Annotated in this window: 17 protein-coding genes and 1 tRNA gene; 1 reads left to right on the top strand and 17 read right to left on the bottom strand. The window is 54.6% G+C overall.

Annotated elements, in window-relative coordinates:
• The 7 genes from RDN69_RS02815 to RDN69_RS02785 form a co-directional block, all read right to left on the bottom strand.
• On the bottom strand, positions 1–628 hold a 628-nt coding region (locus RDN69_RS02815), incomplete at its 3' end, for a UvrD-helicase domain-containing protein (protein WP_288218221.1).
• The gene (locus RDN69_RS02810) at positions 612–4,001 is read right to left on the bottom strand and encodes a PD-(D/E)XK nuclease family protein (RefSeq protein ID WP_273259420.1); all 3,390 of its coding nucleotides are present in this window, start codon (positions 3,999–4,001) and stop codon (positions 612–614) included. The genes RDN69_RS02810 and RDN69_RS02815, both read right to left, overlap by 17 nt.
• 82 nt (positions 4,002–4,083) lie before the next feature.
• Positions 4,084–5,283, bottom strand: a complete 1,200-nt coding sequence (locus RDN69_RS02805; RefSeq protein WP_034437146.1) for an MFS transporter — start codon at positions 5,281–5,283, stop codon at positions 4,084–4,086.
• A gap of 166 nt (positions 5,284–5,449) precedes the next feature.
• Positions 5,450–6,856 carry an FAD-dependent oxidoreductase gene (locus tag RDN69_RS02800; protein WP_288218220.1) on the bottom strand — a complete coding sequence of 469 codons (1,407 nt, stop codon included), beginning with the start codon at positions 6,854–6,856 and terminating at the stop codon, positions 5,450–5,452.
• Positions 6,857–6,874: 18 nt separating this feature from the next.
• Positions 6,875–6,950 (bottom strand) — tRNA-Arg (locus RDN69_RS02795).
• A gap of 65 nt (positions 6,951–7,015) precedes the next feature.
• Entirely contained in the window at positions 7,016–8,122 is a 1,107-nt protein-coding gene (gene ychF, locus RDN69_RS02790) for a redox-regulated ATPase YchF (RefSeq protein WP_273259422.1), read from the bottom strand.
• A 19-nt stretch (positions 8,123–8,141) separates the two neighbouring features.
• Positions 8,142–9,167 (bottom strand): aminotransferase class I/II-fold pyridoxal phosphate-dependent enzyme, encoded by a 1,026-nt coding sequence (locus RDN69_RS02785; protein WP_273259423.1) that lies wholly within the window; start codon positions 9,165–9,167, stop codon positions 8,142–8,144.
• Between the two features lie 164 nt (positions 9,168–9,331).
• On the opposite strand from RDN69_RS02785, the gene RDN69_RS02780 reads away from it, so the two are divergent.
• The gene (locus RDN69_RS02780; protein WP_273259424.1) at positions 9,332–10,303 is read left to right on the top strand and encodes an AEC family transporter; all 972 of its coding nucleotides are present in this window, start codon (positions 9,332–9,334) and stop codon (positions 10,301–10,303) included.
• Between the two features lie 47 nt (positions 10,304–10,350).
• On the opposite strand, the gene RDN69_RS02775 is transcribed toward RDN69_RS02780, so the two are convergent.
• From RDN69_RS02775 to RDN69_RS02730, 10 genes are all read right to left on the bottom strand, one after another.
• A complete protein-coding gene (locus RDN69_RS02775) occupies positions 10,351–11,055 on the bottom strand; it encodes an ABC transporter ATP-binding protein (RefSeq protein WP_034437149.1) in 705 nt (234 codons plus the stop codon).
• Position 11,056: 1 nt separating this feature from the next.
• Positions 11,057–11,821: an ABC transporter ATP-binding protein gene (locus tag RDN69_RS02770; RefSeq protein WP_024048070.1), complete on the bottom strand. Its 765-nt coding sequence runs from the start codon at positions 11,819–11,821 to the stop codon at positions 11,057–11,059.
• A complete protein-coding gene (locus RDN69_RS02765) occupies positions 11,799–12,767 on the bottom strand; it encodes a branched-chain amino acid ABC transporter permease (RefSeq protein WP_024048069.1) in 969 nt (322 codons plus the stop codon). The genes RDN69_RS02770 and RDN69_RS02765 overlap by 23 nt, the downstream gene beginning before the upstream one ends.
• A complete protein-coding gene (locus RDN69_RS02760; protein WP_024048068.1) occupies positions 12,767–13,660 on the bottom strand; it encodes a branched-chain amino acid ABC transporter permease in 894 nt (297 codons plus the stop codon). Before RDN69_RS02760 ends, RDN69_RS02765 begins: the two co-directional genes overlap by 1 nt.
• A gap of 69 nt (positions 13,661–13,729) precedes the next feature.
• Positions 13,730–14,902: an ABC transporter substrate-binding protein gene (locus RDN69_RS02755; RefSeq protein ID WP_273259425.1), complete on the bottom strand. Its 1,173-nt coding sequence runs from the start codon at positions 14,900–14,902 to the stop codon at positions 13,730–13,732.
• Positions 14,903–14,933: 31 nt separating this feature from the next.
• The gene (locus RDN69_RS02750) at positions 14,934–16,115 is read right to left on the bottom strand and encodes an ABC transporter substrate-binding protein (RefSeq protein ID WP_024048066.1); all 1,182 of its coding nucleotides are present in this window, start codon (positions 16,113–16,115) and stop codon (positions 14,934–14,936) included.
• A 687-nt stretch (positions 16,116–16,802) separates the two neighbouring features.
• Entirely contained in the window at positions 16,803–17,693 is an 891-nt protein-coding gene (locus tag RDN69_RS02745; protein WP_159822757.1) for a M23 family metallopeptidase, read from the bottom strand.
• On the bottom strand, positions 17,690–18,205 hold the full coding sequence (locus tag RDN69_RS02740) for a DUF4446 family protein (protein WP_024048383.1): 516 nt from the start codon (positions 18,203–18,205) through the stop codon (positions 17,690–17,692). Before RDN69_RS02740 ends, RDN69_RS02745 begins: the two co-directional genes overlap by 4 nt.
• A gap of 25 nt (positions 18,206–18,230) precedes the next feature.
• Positions 18,231–19,106 carry a ParB/RepB/Spo0J family partition protein gene (locus RDN69_RS02735; RefSeq protein WP_052098617.1) on the bottom strand — a complete coding sequence of 292 codons (876 nt, stop codon included), beginning with the start codon at positions 19,104–19,106 and terminating at the stop codon, positions 18,231–18,233.
• The coding region (locus RDN69_RS02730) for a ParA family protein (RefSeq protein ID WP_288218219.1) at positions 19,099–19,417 on the bottom strand (319 nt) is incomplete at its 5' end. The genes RDN69_RS02735 and RDN69_RS02730, both read right to left, overlap by 8 nt.

Here is a 19,417-nt window from a genome sequence, read left to right as displayed (position 1 = left end):
CTTCCCAAAGCGGCGTCAGATCCGCCAAGTCCGCTTCGGCATACGGCGCGGCGAGCGCCTCCAACCACGCTTCGGGAAACGGCATGCTGCGGCTGTATTCGTACAGTCGCAACACCGCGGCGCGCAGTTGCGCGTCATTCGTTTTTGTGCGGAAAAAATCCGCCAATTGCAAAAATTCCGGCGACGCCTCTTCATAGGCTTCAAACAGCGTCTGCTCCAAGGCTTCCAGCCGCCCGAGCGCCAACTCCTGCTCGCCGCCCTGACGAAAGCCCGCGTCCAAATCCAAACGGTAAAAATATTGGCGAATGATTTGCTGGCAAAACGCATGAATCGTTGAAATTTGCGCCGACCCCAGCAACGCCAATTGCCGATCGATGTGCGCCGAAGGCGTCGTCGCGGCGGCCGCGGCGAGTGCCGTGCCGATGCGCGTACGCATCTCCTGCGCCGCCGCCCGCGTAAACGTCATTACGAGAATACGGGTAATACCCGCGGGATCGTGCGGATCCAAAAGCCGCCGGATGATGCGTTCGACGAGCACCGCCGTTTTACCCGAGCCTGCCGCGGCGGCGACCAAAAGATTTTGGCGACGACTCGTGATCGCCGCTTCCTGTTCAGTTGTCCATTGCATCGCCGGTCTCCTTTGCGACTGTCGCGGTCATTTTTTCCAGAGCTTCTTCATCATTCAAACTCGGCAAGTAGCGGTAGCGGTTGCCGGCAAGCGCCGGATCAAACCCGCAAACCGCGCGGTACGGACAGTACTTGCAGGCCACGGTGTTGCCTTGGCGATAGGGCATCACATCGATCCGTCCCGCTAAAATTTGCGCGCTGATTTGCGGCAAAAGCGTCGCTATATACGCGACAATCAACCGCATCGCGGCTGCGTTTTCCGCCTTGGCATCTTTGCGCAGACTGCCGTCTTTATTAATACGAATCGGCAAAAAGGAAATTTCACCGCCGACTTCGCTGTCGATTTTTTCTAAAATTTCGCGTTCCGAAAGGAAATAACCCTGCGTCTGCAATTGCTGCTTGAGCGCTTTGCGAATCGTCGCGTCATCGCGCGGCGGCGCCTTCAAATCGGCGCGCTCATCCTGCACATACACATACATAATGCCCGCCGGCAGCGCTTCGCCGTCATCCCGCCGCAACGCCGCGTACAAGTACGTCGCCAGCTGCAAACGCAGACCGTAGTACAAATCGCCGAGCGAAATCTTCGTATCGCCCGTTTTATAATCGATGATCAGGTAGTACGTCTTTCCCGTTTCGGGATCGCGATAATAATCCAGCCGGTCGATCGTGCCGATCAATGTAAATTCCGTGTCGCCGATACTGCCGACCGGCAACGTAAACATTTCTTCCAAGCCGGCGGTTTGGAACTCGCCGCGTTGCGACCATTCCGCCAGACGCGTCAACGTTTCCCGCAAAGTTCGATCCAGCTGCGTGCGGATGTACGAGTAAAACGGATTCGTCGCGAAGCGGTCATTTTGCACGCGCGGCGCGATAAGTTCCGCAATAACCCGACTGCGATCGGTGATTTCCGCCGAATCGGCATCGCGAAATTCACGCGTCTCCGTCAGCAGTTCCGCGCCGAATTGGTGCAACGCCGCGTGCATGTACGAACCGTAATCCGCCGGGGTCAATTCGCCGCGCGCGGGTTCGTCCAAATGCAAGCCGTAGCGCGCGAAAAAGCGGAACGGACAAGCGCGATACATTTCAAACGCGGTGACCGAGGCGTGAAACGTGCCTTGCGGCGCGTAGAGCTTACGGCTGAGCGCGGGACCTAACACCGCCGCCCGATTCGTGTAGAACAGACTGCGCGTCCACGCGTACGCCGCGCCTTCATGCGCCGGCTGTTGCATTGCCCAGTCGTACAGGCCGAACCATTCTTCCGCGGGCGATTCTTCGCGCAACGCCTGCGGCAATCCCGCCAAACTTTGGCGCGGTCGTACCCAGCCATCCCCCGGACAGGAGCTGACGGCCGGCTGAATGGAACCCGTCCAACCGAGCGCGACCAGGCGTCGCAGTAAAAAGGCCGGTTCCAACGCGGTGCCGTCTTCATCGGCGCGCGCGTAACTCAGATACAATTTTTCTTCGGCGCGCGTCCACGCCAAATATTGCCATTGCCGTTCCTGCAAAGCGAGCGTGACCGAGTCCGTACCAAACGCCAAATCCAGTCGCGCCAGTTCCGTACGATCGCGATCCGACCACAGACTCAACGGTTGCGGACGCGCGGGAAAGACGCCTTCATTTTGCCCGAGCACAAAGACCGCGCGCGCGTTGAGCGGATAGCCGCGGTCAATCGTCGTGAAAGTGACGTGATCGAGCGTCGGCGGAATCAACGCGTAACTCAACTCCGCGAGCAAATCCGTCCAAATGCGCGCCACATCTCGTGCCGGCCACACTTCCTCGCCGCCGACTTCGACCCATTCATCCAAAAGCGCGTAAATACGTTGCAAGACCTGCTGGCGGCCGCGATAAATTTCTTCCGTCAGATTTTCGCCATGCGTTAATAATTCCGCTTCAAGCGGCAAGCGGGCGAGCAGATCATACATAACCAGCGCCACTTCACGTACGGTCGCCTTCGTTTGCAACACTTGCGCCAGCGGTGCCAGCCATTCTTGCAGCGTCGCGCGTACGCCGTTGACCCGATTCCAACGCGCCTGCTCGCGTTCCGTCACCGGCTCGGGCGCTTCCAGACGGCGAATGCGGCGATGCTGCCACGGTTCCTCTTTGGTCCAGTCGCCGCGACCGATCGCAAACTCGCGGCAATACATTTCCAGTTCTTCCACGTCGCGTGTCGCCACCGGCAGCAGTCCGGTTTTCAGCAAACGCAGCACCTGCGGCGTGGTGTAACCTTGCGCCGCCAAGGTCAGCGCCGCGCTTACAAAGACCGCCAACGCGTCGTGGCGCATCGCCTGCCGCCGATCCGTAAAATACGGAATCTCGTAGCGCTCAAAAGTGCGGCGCAAGCGCTCCGTATACGCGTCATGATGCCGCAGCAAAACAATGATATCGCGGTAACGGTAACTCTCTTCCCGCACAAGCCGCTGGATTTCGGTCGCGACAGCCGCGGTCTCTTCATCACGATTCGCCGCTTCGGTGACGTGCAAGCCGTCGACGGGCGCCTCGCTCGCCTCACCGCGGGTCACTTTTTCCGCCGCCAAACCCAGCTGCGAATGCGGCCAACGCAGTGTGTCCGTCAAACCGATTTCGGTAATCTTCGCAAAGGCGTGATGCGCCGCTTCGTAAATTTTCCAGGAGCTGTGCCAAAGCGATGTCGGCGCCGTCGCCTGCAAGGGATCTTCCGGCGGCAAAAGCAACGTCATGACGGCACGTTTCGCCTGCTTCATGACCGCCTCGACAATGGTCCAGTCGCGCGGCAGAAATTCGAGGAAGCCGTCCACCCAAATGGATGCTTCGGCAAGGTATTGCGACGTTTCAATAGCGCGCAACAGATTTTCCGTTTGCGCTTCATAATCGGGAAAATGCTCCGCGAGATATTCCTGATAGGCTTGCGCCAACAACGCCGTGTCCCGCAGTTTATTACCGAGCGCGGGCGTCGCTTCGGTTGCCGCCCGGCGCAAATCGTCCGGCTCCAACTGGTAATGACCTAATTCCTGCAACTGGTTGTCAAACACTTCGGTGAAATGCGGTTGTCGCGCCGCGCGGGCAAGCGTCGTAAATTCGTCGCCGTGCGCAAGCAATAAACGCCGCAAAATAATTTGCCGACCGAGCACGGACAAGCCTTTGCCGCCCTGCGTGCCCTGTTCATCAAAGATGCGATACGCGAGCCGCGCGAAACCGAGTACCTCGATATTGCCGAAGCCGCGCCCCGGTAAATACGCGGCGAGTTCCCGCTCCACCGTGTACGTCGCCGCGTCGGGCACCAGCAAAATGCAGCGTTCGGGCGGGTGCACCGCCGCATGTTCCGCAAGCGCTTTGAAACACCGCGTCGTCTTACCGCTGCCGGCCCGTCCGAGCCATAATTCGATTGCGTCTGCCATAGCTCCTCCTCTTTGTTTTATTATAGCAAAGGACGCGAGCCGCTTTATTTTTTTGCATGAAAAAACCGGAGATCTCTCCGGTTTAAAAATATTTCTGGATATATTTTTCGGACAATTGCGTATACACCATGGCCGTGATCAGGAAAAAGGCGAGTGCGGTCGACCAAAAGACCGAGCTCAAGCCCAACGTCATCGCCAGGTAGCCGGACACCATCGGTCCGAATACGTTGCCCATCAAGGAAAAACTGGACGTGACGCCGAACGCGATACCGCGTTTTTCATCCGGCACGGAGCGCGCGATGATCGCATTCGCGCTGGGCATCAAACAACCGATCGCCGCGCCGTTGAAGAAACGGAACAACCCGAGCCACCAGACATTCGGCGCGAAATACTGCGCGATGAAAAAGAGTCCCGCCAGAAACGAGCCGATCAGCAACACTTCGCGATGACTCAACCATTGGATGATGCGTCCCATGTTGAGCGATGTCGTCGCGCTGGCGACGCCGCCGATGGCCAAAATGATTCCGGAAATGCTCGCGAGCACCGCGGTATCGCCCACCATGCCTTTCACATACAGCGGCAAAATCGGCCCCAAGCCGGTCAATGCGAAATTGACGAAAAATTGAATCAGCATCATCAAGCGTACAATCGGCAGAGAGAAAAAGTAACCCACATTTTTAATGATGGATTCTTTTGCCTTTTGCGGTTTCGGCTGAAAATCTTCGTGAATAAATCGACGCGTCACGAGGTATCCCAACGCGAGCAGCGCCGCGAAGCAGAGAAACGTTTCACGGTAGCCGATGACATCCGCGAGAATCCCGCCGAACACCGGCCCGATCGTCGCCCCGAGGACGATTCCCGTCTGGTACGTGCCAAGCGCGTACGTCGAATATTTTTCCGGCGTGATGATCGCCACCATCGCCAAACCCGCTGCGATAAAGCCGCCCACGCAGCCTTGAATCGCGCGCAGAAGCAACAGCTGAAACGGTGTCTGAACCAATGACATCAGCGCGAGCACCACCGTAAGCGCCGCTAAAATTTGCAGTAAAATTCGTTTGTGACCTTTACGATCACCGTACGCGCCCCAATACGGATTAGCCAGCGCCGCCGTAAAACTCGTCACACCCGTAATCAGACCGGCCCACATGCCGGCCGCGCCGGGATCCGTCACCCCGAGTTCGTGTACAAATAACGGCACAAAGGAAATCAAGCCGATAATCGATGTCCCCGCTAAAACCTGTACCGCGACCAAATAATATAAGTTTTTGCGCCATAATTCCATCGTATTCCTTCTTTCTTCTGTGACTCTATTCATTCGTAACGACTCACTTGTTTCGTTGTATTTAGACGCATTTTATTGTAACAACACAGATTTTTATTATATCACAAAAAACTGCTTCGAAAAACTTTTATTTTCGAAGCAGTTTTCTTTGTGCAGATTCATGCTTTTATTTCGCGGATGTATTCGGATTCTTCGCCGCGTCTTTTTTATCTTCGGAAGCTTCTTTGGCGGTGGCGGCGAGCTTATCAAGATAGGCCGCCATGCCCTGCGCGGTCTTTTTCGCTTCGCGCATCGCCAACACCACGGTCGCCGGACGGTGCACGATGTCGCCCGCCGCAAATACGCCCGGCAGGTTCGTCGCGCCGTAGTACGGTTCTTTTCGCACCTGAATATAGCCGGCGGGATCGCTTTCGAGATCCGGCAGACTCGCCCGCAACAAGGTGCTCGGCACGTGCCCAACCGCGATAATCACTTTGTCCGCAAGTATTTCCTCGCGCTTGCCCGTACCGTGCAGCTCGCCCAAGTCATTGATCGCCTGCTCTTCATAGATAAAAGCGCCGACTTTTTCATGCCCCGACACGCCGACGGGCGCCGCCAAGAATCGGAACTCGACGCCTTCCGCCGCCGCCGCTTCATATTCCGACGGCAGACAGGCCATAAATTCCTGCGTGCGCCGATACGCGACCGTGACTTTCCGCGCGCCCGCACGCAACGCTGTACGCGCCGCATCCATCGCGACATTGCCCGCGCCGATCACCACTACACGATCCTCGCGCTGAATGACAAATTCTTCTTTCGTCAGTTGATGATCCGCCAGCGCCTGTGCCGCATGCAGCACGTCCATCGCCTGCAACACGCCCGGAAGATCATCATTTTGCAAGGGCAAATCTCGCGGTTGCGTCGTGCCGACGCCGAGAAAAACAGCTTGATAGCCATCTGCCTCTAAATCCGCCAGCGTAAAATCCTTGCCGAATGTTTGGCCGCAAAGAAATTTCACGCCCATGGCGGCGAGCCGTTCCGTTTCAAAGCGCACGACCGCTTTATTGATCCGAAACGAAGGAATCCCGTGCAACAACACGCCGCCCGGTTCGGCCGCGCTGTCGTACACGTCGATATTGTAACCGAGTTGGCGCAAATCGTTCGCCACCGTTAGCCCGGCCGGTCCCGAGCCGATGACCGCCACCTTTTCTTTTTTGCGCGGCAGTCGGCGTGGCGTATTGAGCATCATGGCGTTCGCCACATCGCCGATAACGCTTTCAATCAGACCGATTTTGACCGGCTGATGACGTCGATTTAAAATGCAATGCCCCTGGCATTGATTTTCGTGCGGGCACACGCGTCCGCAAACGGACGGCAAATTACTGCGTTCGTTGATGATCCGAATCGCCGCGCCGATATTACCGACGGCCAGTTCAGCGATAAATTGAGGGATTTCATTACCGATCGGGCAACCGGTTCGGCAGGTCGGCCGCGGGCAATGCAAACAGCGTCGCGCCTCCACAATCGCCTGCGCCAAATCTTCCATGGTCACGCGAACCCGATCCGTCGCCAACGGAAATACCGTAGGTTTCATAATGCCTCCCAAAATGATTGGTGCGCCCAAGATGATTCGAACATCCGACACGCGGTTTAGGAAACCGCTGCTCTATCCCCTGAGCTATGGGCGCATGCTAAATATCACTGCAGCCGCCGCCCCGCGAACCATGTCGCGGACGGCGCAGCCAATTTTTACTTATACATTAAACCGGAAATACGTGACGTCGCCGTCGCGCATGACGTAATCCTTGCCCTCGAGTCGCAGCACGCCTTCTTCACGCGCTTTGGTCATCGAACCGGCCGCGATCAAATCATCGTAAGAAACGATTTCCGCGCGAATGAAACCGCGTTCGATATCCGTGTGAATTTTACCCGCGGCCTGCGGCGCTTTCGTGCCTTCGACAATGGTCCAGGCGCGGCATTCGTCGCTCCCGGCGGTGAAAAAGTTGATTAAGCCGAGCAGCGAGTACGCGGCTTTGATCAAACGATCCAGACCCGCTTCCTCCTCGCCCAAATCCTCCAGGAAAACTTTCGCTTCCTCCGGGCTGAGCTCGGCGATTTCCGCTTCGATCGCGGCGGAAATCGTGACCCATTGCGCGCCTTCCGACTCCGCCAATTCTTTAACGCGCACGACGTGCGGATTCGCCAGCGGATCGGAAATTTCATCTTCCCCGATGTTGGCGACATACAGTACCGGTTTGCGCGTGAGCAAATTCAATTCGCGAATCAGCGCTTCCTCTTCCGGCGTCAGTTCCACCAGACGCGCGGGCTTGCCTTCGCTCAAACACGCTTCGACTTTAAGCAACACATCGAGTTCCGCTTTCGCTTCTTTGTTGCCCGATTTCGCGACTTTTTCAATTCGCTGGCGGCGTTTCGCCACCGCGTCCAAGTCGGCCAGACCCAGCTCCGTCATAATAATTTCAATATCGCGCAGCGGATCAATCGAACCTTCCACATGCGTGACATTTTCATTTTCAAAGCAGCGCACGACTTGCGCGATCGCGTCCGTTTCACGAATATGCGCGAGAAACTGATTGCCGAGGCCTTCGCCCTTTGACGCGCCCGCCACCAGACCCGCGATATCGACGAAGCGCATGACGGCGGGAATGCGCCGTTCCGGCTGAAACATTTCCGTCAGCACATCGAGTCGCGCGTCGGGAAGTTCCACGATGCCCACGTTCGGTTCGATCGTGCAGAACGGATAGTTCGCCGCTTCTGCGCCCGCTTTGGTAATCGCGTTAAATAGCGTCGACTTACCGACATTCGGTAACCCGACAATACCTACTTGTAAATTTGTACTCATACCTACCTCACTCTATTCTTTATGCCTGCGTTAAGCGCAGTTGCGCAAAGGTTTCTCCCGCGCCGCCGTACACTTCGCCCGCCACGAGTTCCGTCGCGGCAAATGCTTCGTGCCGCGGCAGATCCTGCGCCGCCAGCCACAAATACGGTAACGTCGGTTCACCCCAATAGGGAATCCCGCTCGCCTCGAGCTCATCTCGAATCGTTTTCTGGCGCGCGGCATACGTTTCCAATGTCGTTTTCCATTCTTTTTGCCCCGCGTCACTCAACCACGCGTGCAATCCCGCGAGCAACAACGGCGACACATCGGGCGCGCCGAGATATTTGCGCACAACATCCGCCGCCGGATACGCATGTTGATCCGAGCGGTCGGCCGCGAATTCATCCGGCACGACGACCGCCGTTAAACCCGGCAAGCCGAGCGCGGCGAAATCATACACGGTCAACACGCATGATGCGGCTCCGTCGATCGCGTAAAACGACTGCGCCTCACGTAAATACGGCGCAAAGCTGGCATCGGCAATCAGCGTCAGACCCGACTGCTCGGCGTAACGCACCCAGCGCAACTGATCGCGCGCGGTCAGCGCGACCCCCGTCGCGAGCGACGGCTGCGCGATATACAGCAATCCCGGTTCGTGCGCCGGCAAACCGATGCGCCAATCAATTTCATCAAAGCCGCTGATATATTCCACGCCGCGATAGTAACCCGCGTCCCAGTCGCCGGTATGACCTTCCGCCACCTGGCGATCAAAAAGAGTCAGCGCCTCCGGCTCGGTAACGGCGAAAATGTGGCCCGCCTCCCAAAGCGTCGCCAATTCCTCTTTGCGAATACCGAAGCGAATCGCCGCGGGCGTAACGGCTGCACCCTGCCGTTGTAAATACGCGGCAAAAGATTCCTGCAGCGCGGCAAGCGAAGGCGTCGGCGCGCCTTGAATCGTTTGCGAGAGCGCGTCCGTTACCGTTGTCGTTGTCGGCAATCGCCAAACAGGCGGCCTGTCATAACCGCCTTGCGCGCGTAGCCGCCATACCGTTTTCTTTAACTGCACCCGCTCACCTCGTCATCCCATCCCGTGCCACAAAGGCACCCGTCAAAATAGTTTCGCACTGTAATGATACTTTATCTATTTTACCATATGCGCTGACCTGTCGTGCGAACGTCGCCCACATTTTCTTATTTTGTGATATTCTAACAATAATAAGGGAGTCAACGATGGAAATTATTCATATTTTAGTGTACAACATGTTGCCGCTGATTGGGATCGCCGCGCTTGGCTATTGGCTGGACAGCATGTTTCCGATTGATGTCAAATCATTAACCAAATTAACGTTTTATATTATCCTGCCTTCGTTTATTTTCCGCAGTATTTTCCTAATGCCGTTCGATACCGGCATGATGGTTTTGTTTGCGGCGGGCGCGTTGCTTTTTCTGCTCCACAGTCTGTTCGCCACCGGCATTGCTAAGCTGCGCGGCTACGACAGCGGCATGCGGGAGGCGTTTCGCGTCGGCACGATGTTCAGCAACTGCGGTAACGTAGGCGTCTCGATGATCACGTTGATCTATTCCAATCCGCCGTTTACCAAGGGTCCGGAAGCGCCGTATCATGATGCCGCGATGGCCGCCATCACCGTGCTTTTGATCTTGATGAACGTTTCCGTCAACACCATCGGCCTGTACTTGGCCGGCAAGGGGCGCATGACGGCGCGCGACGCGATGTTGATGGTCCTGCATATGCCGACATTGTACGTCATTTTCGGCGTCATTTTTTGCAAATGGCTGGCGCTTCCGGTAGACACCTGGTTCGTTTGGCCGATGCTTTCCATGGCGGCGAAATCATTGCCGTTCATCGCGATGGTGACGCTGGGCATTCAGCTGCATCGCACGACATTGACCTGGTTCAACCCCGATGTGTGGCTCGCGATTTTTACCCGTCTGATTCTCGGTCCGCTCTTTGCGCTCGCGATTATTTACGCGTACGGTCGTTTCGATCCGCTGACCTCGCAGGTGTTTTTGATTTTCTCCGCCGTGCCGAGCGCCGTCAACAGCGTCATGTTCGCCGTCGACTTCGACAACTATCCCGGCTATGCCACGCAAGTCGTCATGCTCGGGTTCGTCATGAGTTGTTTCACGCTGACGACAGTGATTTATCTGGCGCGCTTTCTCTTTCCCATACCGATGTGGTAAGACGCATCAAAAAAAGACCGTTTCACGTGAAACGGTCTTTTTTTAGTTCAGCCTCCGAGGTACGCCGCGCGTACGGCTTCGCTCTGCATCAGTTCCTGACCCGGTCCTTCCAATGTGATCTTACCGGTTTCCAGAACGTATGCGTAATCGGCGATCGACATCGCCATATGCGCATTTTGCTCGACGAGCAAAATCGTGGTGCCCTGCTCATTGATATGCTGAATGATATCAAAAATTTCTTTGACGAATAACGGCGAAAGCCCCATGGACGGTTCGTCCAAAAGCAGCAGTCGCGGTCGGCTCATCAACGCACGCCCCATCGCGAGCATTTGTTGTTCACCGCCGGAAAGTGTACCCGCCAACTGTTTTTTACGTTCCGCCAGACGCGGAAAGCGTTTGAAAACCAATTCCATGTCGTGAGCGACGCCGTCTTTATCTTTGCGTGTGAACGCGCCGAGTTCGAGATTTTCCAGAACGGTAAGCGGCGCGAAAATGCGGCGCCCTTCCGGCACTTGACTGATCCCGCTGCGGACAATCGACTGCACGTTTTTCTTCGTGATGCTTTCGCCTTCGAATGTGATGTCGCCGACCTTAGGCCGCAGCAGGCCCGAAATCGTCCGAAGCGTCGTGGATTTGCCGGCGCCGTTGGCCCCGATGAGAGCGACGATCTGTCCTTCCTTCACGGATAGGCTCACGCCTTTCAGGGCATGGATGGCACCGTAGTACACGTGAATGTCATTGACTTCGAGCATCTTATGCCTCCGCTCCCAAATACGCCTTGATAACGTCCGGATTGTGGCGAATTTCATCCGGCACGCCATGCGCTAAAATTTTACCGTAGTCCAGTACATAAATCCGTTCGCAAAGTTGCATGACCAAACCCATATCGTGTTCAATCAAAAGAATGGCCAGGGAAAATTCATCACGCAGGCGCCGAATTAATTGCGTCAGCTCCGCCGTTTCCTGCGGATTCATCCCCGCCGCGGGCTCATCCAAAAGCAGTAAACGCGGTTTGGTCGCCAACGCGCGCGCGATTTCGAGACGGCGCTGTTCACCGTACGGCAAGTTGCGCGCCAGTTCGTCGCGTTTGGCGTCAAGATTAAAAAGTTGTAATAATTGTAACGCCCGCGCTTCGATCGCTTCTTCTTCACGACCGTAGCGGCCGACGCGCAATACGCTTTCCAAAAGTGTATAACGCGCGTGCAAATTGCAGGCGATTTTGACATTTTCCAGTACGGAAAGATCGCCGAAAAGACGAATGTTTTGAAACGTTCGCGCGATCCCCGCCGCGGTAATCTGGTACGGTTTTTTACCGACCAGCGACTGTCCGTCAAAGCGAATCTCGCCCATGCTCGGACGATACACGCCGGTCAAGAGATTAAACGCCGTCGTTTTTCCGGCGCCGTTCGGACCGATCAGGCCGATCAATTCGCCCGCGTCAATATGGATCGTAAAATCCTGCACGGCTTTGATGCCGCCGAAAATTTTAGCGACACTAGTCGTTTCTAAGAGCGCCATGGCGGTCACCTCCCTTGCCCCACTTCGGCAGGAACGAGGTCAGTTCCTGGTTGCCGAACAGGCCCCGCGGCCGGAACATCATCAAGAGAATGAGCATCAGCGCGTAAATGATCATGCGGAATTCCGGATAATCCGAAAGCGCCGCCGTGAGAAATGTCAGCATCACCGCGCCGACCACCGAACCCGTCATACTGCCGAGACCGCCCAGCACGACCATGGTGAGGTAGTCGTACGATTTCAGGAACGTAAAGCTCGACGGGTGAGCGATGGAAAAGTAATGCGAGAAAAGTCCGCCCGCCAGTCCGGCAAACAGCGCGCCGATTGTAAATGCAAGCACTTTGTAGCGCGTCGTGTGGATTCCCATCGCTTCCGCGGCGATCGCATTTTCACGCACGGAGATGCAGCCGCGACCGTAGGTCGAGTTAATCATATTTTTCAGCACGTACAACGTGACCAACATCATCAGGAACACCCATGAAAAAGTGGTTTCTTTCGGAATTCCCGTCATGCCGGACGCGCCGCCGATCGCTTCGATATTCAAAATGCAAACGCGGATAATTTCTCCCATGCCGAGCGTCGCAATCGCCAGGTAGTCCCCGTCCAACCGCAACGTCGGAATACCGATCAGAAAACCGATCGCCGCCGCGGCGAGACCGCCCGCCAACAGACTCACGGCAAAGGGCCAGTCATAAAAGACGGTGCCGACGGCGGAGACATACGCGCCCACCGCCATAAAGCCCGCATGACCGAGCGAAAACTGACCGGTGATGCCGTTAATCAGGTTCAGGCTCGCCGCCATAATAATGTTGATCGCAATCACGACCACCTGCAGCCGCCAGAAATTCGGCAAAACTTTTTCTTCGACGAGGAAGTAGAAAACGGCGTAAAGAGCGAGCGCCAACACCCACCAAAGGGCGTCGTATTTGCGTTTTTTTGCTATCATCATTACACCTTTTCCCCTTCCACTTTGCCCAGTAAGCCGGTCGGCTTAACCAGCAAAATTAAGATGAGGATACCGAACGCCGCCGCATCACGGAATGTCGAGGAAATAAAACCGCTCACGAGCGCTTCCACGACACCGAGGATCAAACCGCCGAACATCGCGCCCGGCACGATGCCGATACCGCCCAAAACGGCGGCGACGAAAGCTTTCAGACCGGGCATGATGCCCATCAGCGGATCAATCGAGTTGTAGTAGACGCCGACGAGCACGCCCGCCGCGCCGGCGAGACCCGAACCCAACGCGAACGTAAACGAAATGACGCGATCGACATGGATGCCCATCAGCTGTGCCGCTTCCGTATCAAACGAAACGGCGCGCATGGCTTTGCCCATCGTCGTGTATTGCACAATGTAGGTCAATAACGCCATCAGCACCAGCGCGGACACCAAAATGACGATTTGCTGCAAACTGACCACGATCGGTCCGAGATTGTATGTCGTATTCTCAAACACCGGCGGAAACGTCCGCGGTTGCGGTGTCAGGAAAAACATCGTCGTATATTCGATCAGCAAACTGACGCCGATCGCCGTAATCAACAGCGCGATTTTCGGGCTGTTCCGCATCGGCCGATAAGCGATTTTCTCCACGACTACGCCGACAATAGCCATGACCACCATCGCGGTGATCAACGCGGGAAAAAATGACATTTGCCCCGCTGTCGTCGCAAAAAAGCCGACGTAGGCCCCCAGCATGTAGATATCGCCGTGGGCAAAGTTGATGAGGCGCATGACACCGTACACCATCGTATAGCCTAACGCTATCAGCGCGTAAATACTGCCCAGCGAAACGCCGTTAATCATCTGCTGAATCGCCTGTACCCACCAAGCGGACTCCATTCCTTCCCCTCCTTACTGCTACTACGAGGCAGCGCGCAGCGATGAACGCTGCGCGTTACGTTTTCTTGCTTACGGTTCTACCTTCGACAGGAACTTCAGAGCGCCGTCTTTGTAGGTCATAATATACGCACCTTTGATCGTGTCATGGCGTTCATCAATGTGCATCTTACCGGAAACCCCTTCAAAGTTTTCCGTTTTGGCCATCGCATCTTTAATTTTTTCCGGTTCTACCGAATTCGCGCGAGTAATCGCATCCGCGATCATGTACATCGCATCGTAAGCGAGCGCCGCGTACGCATCCGGTTTCACACCGTAGGCTTTTTCATAGGCCGCCACAAAATCCATCGCTTTTTTATTGTTTTCATCAACGGCATAGTGGTTACTGAAATACGTATTGTTCAAGTTTTGCGCGCCGGCGATTTCCGCCAACTTCGCGCTGTCCCAACCGTCCGAGCCCAAAATCGGTTTCGTGTAACCCATTTCACGCGCCTGTTTAATGATCAGGCCGACTTCCTGGTAATACGCCGGTACAAAAATCGCATCCGGATCGCTGGCAATAATTTTTGTCAGCGTCGCTTTAAAATCGGTATCTTTCTGCAGGAATCCTTCGGTACCGGTAACCGTGCCGCCGGCGGCCGTGAACGCTTCCTCGAAGAATTTAGCCAAACCCTTGGAGTAATCACTTGAGTTATCGACAAGAATCGCTATTTTTTGCGCGTTCAGCTGTTTCAACGCAAAGCTCGTCATGACTTTGCCCTGGAACGAGTCGACAAAGGTGGAACGGAACATGAAATCGCGCACTTTATTCGCTTTATCATCCCAAGTCACGCGCGGGTTCGATCCCGTCGGGCTGATCCCGAGAACTTTGGCGGAGGAATTGATCGCGGACGCCGCAATCGCGTTCGAGCTGGTATCCGGAGCAATCGTGGCAATCGCGCCGTCATCGATCAGTTTTTGCATCTGTGTCGTGGCTTCGGCCGCTTCCGAACGGTTGTCACCTACTTGCAGACTGACCTGCTTACCCATGAGGCCGCCTTTTTTGTTGATTTCATCCACCGCCAGTTTAATCGCGTTCGCGGAGCTTTGACCGAAGGAAGCCTGGTTACCGGTCATTTCCAAGTTCGCGCCGATCTTAATCGTATCGGCCGCCGCTTTTTTGTCACCGCCGCCGCAACCGGCAATCAATCCGATTGTGGCCATTGCCATCATCACTGCCGCTACTTTCTTTTGCCATTGTTTCATGTTCTTACCCCCTTGTTTTTTAGTTTTATAACTATTGACTCAACTGAATTCGCTTCAGGAAACGTCGTTCGCCGTCCACCAGCTGAATGACCACACCGCTCGAAACGGTATTGTGATCGGCATCGATGGAAATTTTACCGCTGATCGCTTTGAAATCCTGCATCTGCGTCAGTTCCTGCTGAATCTTATGCGGATCGGTCGACTGCGCCCGCCGGATGGCTTCGAGCAAGAGCCGTGTCGCATCGTACCCGAGCACCGCGTAGGAATCCGGTTTATATCCGAAACGACGTTCATAACGTGTGATAAACTGTTGCAGCACCGGATCCGTATCATTTGGCGAGTAATGGTTGGTGTAGTAGGTATTGTTCAGATTTTTAGCGCCCGCAATTTCCACGAGTTTATCCGAATCCCAACCGTCACCGCCGACGATCGGCACATTCCAGCCGATCTCACGCGCCTGACGAACAATCATGCCCACTTCCTGGTAGTAGCCCGGCACAAACAAAACGTCCGGGTGTTGCGCTTTCAACTTCGTCAACGTGACTTTGAAATCCACGTCTTTTTGCAGGTACGCTTCTTTGGCGATGACCGTACCGCCGGCAGCCGTAAAGCTCTTGGTAAAGAAATCCGCCAGACCGATTGCATATTCACTCGCATTATCGACCAGAATCGCCGCTTTTCGCGCGCCCAAGTCGCCGTAAGCGAACTCAGCGGCGATGCGTCCCTGGTAAGAGTCAATGAAAGTCGCGCGGAACACATACTCCCGCACCTTGCCCGTCGCCGGATCGATCGTAACCGCCGGATGCGTCGCCTTCGGACTGATCAGCGGAATTTTATTTTCCGCCACCATCGGCGCCACCGCAATAACGTTCGAGCTTGTATCCGGACCGATGATGCCGACCACGCCCGCGTCTAACAGCTTAAACATCGCATCACTCGAACCGGCGACATCGCTGCGGTTATCAAGCGCGATCAGCTGAATTTGCTTGCCGAGAATTCCGTCCGCGCTGTTCACTTCATCGATCGCCATTTGCATGGCATTGACCGTCGATGTGCCGAAGCTGGCGTTCGAACCGGTCATTTCCAAATTACTGCCGATCGTCACTAAATGATCATTCTTCGGACTTCGGTTCGGCTGACAGCCGGTCATACCGACCAACGCAATCGTACCGACGAGCGCGCTGATAATCAGCGCCCGCCACTTTGTTTGCATGGGCATCCTCCTACCTTTCCCAATCATGATTAAAAGGTATACTTCTTATGCGATTTATTATATTATCCGTAAATACCTCGGTCAACACCTAATTTACAAGCATTTTGCAGGGTTTTGGTATTTTGTATACAGAAAAACAACGGCGTATTTTAGAATTTTTTGCAAAACTCCTGCCGTTAGGGAGGTCATTGCTATTTCCTGAAAAATGATGCAAAAATAAAATACAAAAACAGCTTGCTTTCATCGCAATATCATGTACACGATTTTAAAATTAGCATAGCCTATTCAATTTTTCGTATACTCTTTTTTCTGGCATCTCGAAAAAACGCTCTCCTTTTTGCCGTCACTTTTTTCAGCAGCATACGGTTTCACATCGCTGCCGTAAAATGCGCAAAATTTACATTTATTTTCCCTTTTTGTCTGTTTTGTATCTTCTGCTATTCAAATTTTATTTTCTTTCCTTATTTTGCCTTTCATTTTTGCAGCCATGTGTCGGTTTCACGAAAATTTTTCGTCGGCTGTTTGGCGCGCGTCATAAAAACTTTTTAATTCATTTCCTTGAAGTATAAAATTTTCAAAATAAAAATTACGCCGGCACCATGTCAAAAAAAATGACCGACCGGAAATAAAAACAGAAAAATTTTCCCACCGTATTTTGAGCAATAAAAAAAGACCGCAAAGCGGTCTTTACTTTTTTGTCGGTAAAAACAACATCGGATCAACCGGTACGCCATCAACACGTACTTCGTAGTGAACGTGACTGCCGGTGCTGCGCCCGGTGCTGCCCATGAATGAAATTACGGTGCCTGTTTGCACCTTGTCGCCGACTTCGGCGATAATCAGCGAGTTATGTCCGTAACGCGTGACGATGCCGCCCGGGTGCGTGATTTCCACCATATAGCCGTAGCCGCCGGCCCAACCCGCCGCGGTGACGGTCCCGTTCGCGGTGGCCTGTATCGGAGAGCCGTAATCGCCGGCGATATCTACCCCTTCATGAAAACCGATGCCGTCGCCGAACGGATCGTTTCGCCAACCGAAACTGCTGGAAACATATCCCTGCGCCGGCCAAATCGAGGGCGTATCACTGGTCGCGCCGTCATTCGGTATAGGGTGATATACGGGCGTAAGGTCAATTCCTTCCGCCAACGATTGCCGTAACATCACAAGCGAGTTGAAGCGCTGCTCGGCATGCGTGGAAAGCGCGGTAATGCGTTCCAACAGCGCCCCCGGCGTTACCGCCTGCGTCGCTGCCGGCTCACGCGCTACGGTACCGCCGTCGCCTTGCGGCGCGGTTCCCGCCTGCGAGCCTTGGATCATTTGACGTACTTCCGCATCCAACGCATCTAAACGCTGCATTTTAGTTTGCAGCTCGGTCAGTTTTTGGTTGGCGATTTCTACCTGCCGCTGATGCAGCTCATTTTCCTCGCGCAACCGATCCACTTCCCAATGCTGGTAGTATCCCCAACCGATCATCGTTAACGCGGCAAGCAACACGATGATTTCCGCCACCACCAAAGTATAAAACCATTTTTTGCGCATGGTCCACGTGACGGTGTCGGACGTTTGGAATGATTTCATACCGTTCCTTTCTCCGGTCCGCCGCCCCGTTCAAGCGCACGTGCCAAGCTGTCTTCTTCTTCTCTGCTGGGACGGGATAAATAGCGGCCGGCGCGAACTTCCTTCGCGTAGACGCGCGTTTCTTCCGAGCCGCTGATCGCGGACACCGTGACCCCGTTACCTCGGCCGTCAAGCATAGTCAGTGAAAAGCTGTCCTGCTGACCGTTGGCGGCAAAGGCATTGTACTGAACAAAACCGATTTGCTGTAATGCGGCATGTTGTACACGCGAAAGATTTTCCTGCGCCGCGCCCATCGCGCTGATGGATGCGCCCAGTTCGCGCAATTCACGAACTTCCGTCGCAAGTTTACGCTCCAAGGTATTACCGTCTTCGCCGCGCATGAAAAGATTATATTTTTGTCGTAATTGACGCATTTGCGTATATAAAACGAGTACATAAACTAATACTATAACGAGCAGGGCGATTAATACGCCGAGCATAATCGTACCCGTCGTCTCCGTCAACCAAGCCATACTTCCTCCTGTTTCACGTGAAACATTATTTCAATAAGGTCAAAAGCCGTTCCAGCTCATCCCAGTTCGCATACGGAATGCGAATTTCACCATGCGTCTTACTGCCGCTGCCTTGCGCGGTAATGTCCACTTTCGTTCCGAGCAATAAGGTCAGTTCTTCACTTTCCGCATGGAGATAAGCATCGACGTTCGCATCCGATTTTTTTGCTTTTTTCTGTTTCGGAGGTTTTACGGCCGGCGTTTTGGCTTTCGCGAGCAACGCTTCTACCTGACGCGCGCTTAAACCTTCCGCTACAATTTTTTGCGCCCAGCGCACCTGCGCATCCGGATCCTCTACCACCAGTAAAGGCCGCACTTGTCCGACAGTGAGTTCGCGACGCGCCAACAGCTCCCGCACAAAATCCGGCAACTGGAGAAGCCGCATCATATTGGTAATATACGGACGGCTGCGGCCGACTTTAGTCGCAATCTGCGCCTGCGTCAAAGAAAATTCATCACGCAAACGATAGTACGCCGCCGCTTCTTCAATCGGGTTTAAATCTTCACGCTGCAAATTTTCGATTAACGCGACGGCTGCCAACGCGGCATCGTCGTAATCGCGAATGACGACCGGCACGGTGCGAAGCTTGGCAATTTTAGCGGCGCGCAAACGCCGTTCCCCCGCGACCAGTTGGTAGCCGTCCCCAACCTTCATCACGATTAACGGCTGAATAATGCCGTACTCTTTAATCGACGCGGCCAAGTCATTCAGTTCATTTTCGGCAAATTCCTGGCGAGGCTGCTGCGGATTCGGCACAATCTCCGTGAGCGCAATTTCCTGCACCGCGTTTTGCGCCACCGATTCGCTACCAGGAAGCAACGAATCCAGGCCACGGCCCAGCTTCATACCTTTTTTAACCACGCCGCAACACCTCCTGCGCCAATTCGCGATACACTTCCGCACCTTTGGATTTGCCGTCATAAAGAATGATCGGCTCGCCGTAGCTCGGCGCTTCACTCAATCGCACATTGCGCGGAATCAGCGTGCGGTAGACTTTTTCGCCGAAATGTTTTTTGACTTCATCGGCCACCTGTAAAGACAAATTGGTGCGACCGTCAAACATCGTCAATACAACGCCTTCCAAATGCAAACTCGGATTCCAGTTGCCCGAAACCGAACGGATCGTCTGCAAAAGCTGCGCTACCCCTTCCAATGCATAATACTCGCACTGA

Source organism: uncultured Negativicoccus sp. (genome assembly GCF_902480485.1).
GTDB lineage: Bacteria > Bacillota > Negativicutes > Veillonellales > Negativicoccaceae > Negativicoccus > Negativicoccus succinicivorans.
This window is presented reverse-complemented; position numbering and strand designations above follow the sequence as displayed.

Coding starts and splice junctions, on each gene's coding strand:
- RDN69_RS02810 (WP_273259420.1), bottom strand. CDS start 4,001: ATGGCAGACGCAATCGAATTATGGCTCGGACGGGCCGGCAGCGGTAAG.
- RDN69_RS02805 (WP_034437146.1), bottom strand. CDS start 5,283: ATGGAATTATGGCGCAAAAACTTATATTATTTGGTCGCGGTACAGGTT.
- RDN69_RS02800 (WP_288218220.1), bottom strand. CDS start 6,856: ATGAAACCTACGGTATTTCCGTTGGCGACGGATCGGGTTCGCGTGACC.
- ychF (WP_273259422.1), bottom strand. CDS start 8,122: ATGAGTACAAATTTACAAGTAGGTATTGTCGGGTTACCGAATGTCGGT.
- RDN69_RS02780 (WP_273259424.1), top strand. CDS start 9,332: ATGGAAATTATTCATATTTTAGTGTACAACATGTTGCCGCTGATTGGG.
- RDN69_RS02775 (WP_034437149.1), bottom strand. CDS start 11,055: ATGCTCGAAGTCAATGACATTCACGTGTACTACGGTGCCATCCATGCC.
- RDN69_RS02770 (WP_024048070.1), bottom strand. CDS start 11,821: ATGGCGCTCTTAGAAACGACTAGTGTCGCTAAAATTTTCGGCGGCATC.
- RDN69_RS02765 (WP_024048069.1), bottom strand. CDS start 12,767: ATGATGATAGCAAAAAAACGCAAATACGACGCCCTTTGGTGGGTGTTG.
- RDN69_RS02760 (WP_024048068.1), bottom strand. CDS start 13,660: ATGGAGTCCGCTTGGTGGGTACAGGCGATTCAGCAGATGATTAACGGC.
- RDN69_RS02755 (WP_273259425.1), bottom strand. CDS start 14,902: ATGAAACAATGGCAAAAGAAAGTAGCGGCAGTGATGATGGCAATGGCC.
- RDN69_RS02750 (WP_024048066.1), bottom strand. CDS start 16,115: ATGCAAACAAAGTGGCGGGCGCTGATTATCAGCGCGCTCGTCGGTACG.
- RDN69_RS02745 (WP_159822757.1), bottom strand. CDS start 17,693: ATGAAATCATTCCAAACGTCCGACACCGTCACGTGGACCATGCGCAAA.
- RDN69_RS02740 (WP_024048383.1), bottom strand. CDS start 18,205: ATGGCTTGGTTGACGGAGACGACGGGTACGATTATGCTCGGCGTATTA.